The sequence below is a fragment of the Mitsuaria sp. TWR114 genome (genome assembly GCF_007997345.1).
On the sequence record NZ_VOSR01000334.1, the window covers coordinates 1 to 1,965 of the forward strand.

2 protein-coding genes are annotated in these 1,965 nt (G+C 71.6%); both read left to right on the forward strand.

Annotation, left to right across the window (positions count from 1 at the left end; genetic code table 11):
- Nucleotides 1–133 precede the first annotated feature (133 nt).
- Nucleotides 134–1,066 (forward strand): pseudouridine-5'-phosphate glycosidase, encoded by a 933-nt coding sequence (locus FUT87_RS13310; RefSeq protein ID WP_147241331.1) that lies wholly within the window; start codon nucleotides 134–136, stop codon nucleotides 1,064–1,066.
- Nucleotides 1,067–1,225: 159 nt separating this feature from the next.
- Nucleotides 1,226–1,965 (forward strand): efflux RND transporter periplasmic adaptor subunit (locus tag FUT87_RS13315; RefSeq protein WP_147241332.1); only part of this gene is annotated, 740 nt, incomplete at its 3' end.

The following is a 1,965-nucleotide window of genomic DNA, read 5'->3' on the forward strand; positions in this document are numbered from 1 at the left end:
CGACCTGCGCGGCGCCTGCGCGCTGGGCCTGCGACTGGCCGCGCTGACGCTGCAGAGCGACGCGACGGTCAGCGAGGCGCTGAGCCCGGCGCTGCTTGTCTGAACCCCAATTCCCGCCTTCGAGAGAGACCGCATGAACACGCAAGACCGCTTCGACGCCACCCTGATCGATTACTCGCCCGAGGTGGCCGCCGCGCGCGCCGAGGGCCGCCCGCTGGTGGCCCTGGAGTCCACCATCATTTCCCACGGCATGCCGTATCCGCAGAACGTGCAGACGGCCCGCGAGGTCGAGGCCATCGTGCGCGAGCACGGCGCGGTGCCCGCGACGATCGCGGTGCTGGACGGCAAGATCCGCGTCGGCCTGAACGACGCGCAGCTCGAGCTGCTGGGCCAGTCGCCCGACGCGATGAAGCTCAGCCGCCGCGACCTGCCCTACGCGCTGGCCACCGGCCGCATCGGCGCGACGACGGTCGCCGCGACGATGATTTGCGCCCGGCTGGCCGGCATCGAGGTCTTCGTCACCGGCGGCATCGGCGGCGTGCATCGCGGCGCGGAGACCAGCTTCGACATCTCGGCCGACCTGCAGGAACTGGCGCGCACGCCGGTGGCCGTGGTGTGCGCCGGCGCCAAGAGCATCCTGGACCTGGCGCTGACGCTGGAATACCTGGAGACGCACGGCGTGCCGGTGCTGTCGGTGGGTCAGGAGAACTTCGCCGCGTTCTACACACGCGACAGCGGACTGAAGGCCGACTTCCGCATCGACGCGCCGGCGGAGCAGGCGAAGTTCCTGCGCGCGAAATGGGCGCTGGGCCTGGGCGGCGGCGCGGTCATCAGCAACCCGGTGCCGGAAGCGCACGCGATGCCCAAAGCGCTGATCGACGGCTTCATCGCGCAGGCGCTGGCCGAGGCCGGCGCCCAGGGCATCAGCGGCAAGGCGGTCACGCCCTACCTGCTCGCCCGCATCAAGGACCTCAGCGGCGGCGCGAGCCTGGTGACCAACATCGCGCTGGTCAAGCACAACGCCCAGGTGGGCGCCGCCTTGGCGAAGGCGCTCAAGGGCCTCTGACGCCCGCGGGCGCCGGCCCCCGCCCCGCCCGAACACGCTCCAAATCGCACAGGTTTTCCTCTGTCCTACGCAGGATTAACCTGAACGAAACATTCATCGCAGGACCGCGGCCTAAGCTTCCGCGCCCCTCGAAGAAGACCGTCGTTGGAGAACGTGTTCATGCGCCGCCAGACCCTCGCCCTGTCCCTGATCGTCCTGTTGCTGGTCGCCGGCGGCGGCTGGTGGTGGAAGGCCCGATCGGCAGAAGGCCGGTCCGGGGCCGTCACCGCCGACGGCGCCCCCGCGCCAGCGCGCGGGGCCTCCGGCGCGGGCGGCACGCAGCTGGTCGGCGTCGTCACGGCGCAGCGCCGCGACGTGCCGGTCACCGTCGAGGCCAGCGGCACCGTCACGCCGATCAACCAGGTCGACATCCGCGCCCAGACCACCTCCACCGTCCGCGACGTCCTGGTGCGCGACGGGCAGACCGTCGCCAAGGGCCAGCCGCTGTTCCGCTTCGATGAGCGCGCGGACCGGGCCAACCTCGACAAGGCCCGCGCCCAGCTCGCCCGCGACAAGGCCAGCCTCGCCGACCTGCAGCGCCAGTACGAGCGCGCCAAGGACCTGCTCGCGCAGAAGTTCGTCGCGCAAAGCGCGGTCGACACGGCGCTGGCCAACCTCGAGGCCGGCCGCAGCCTGGTCGATGGCGATGCGGCCGCCGTCCAGTCCGCCACCGTGGCGCTGAGCTACAACGAGATCCGCGCGCCCTTCGGCGGCCGCGCCGGCGCCGTCAACGCCTGGCCCGGCAGCCTGGTGCAGGCCAGCGCGACCGGCTCGCCGCTGGTCAACATCGTCCAGATCGATCCAATCGCCATCAGCTTCAACCTGCCCGAGACCGAACTCGCGCCGGTGCTCGACGCGAT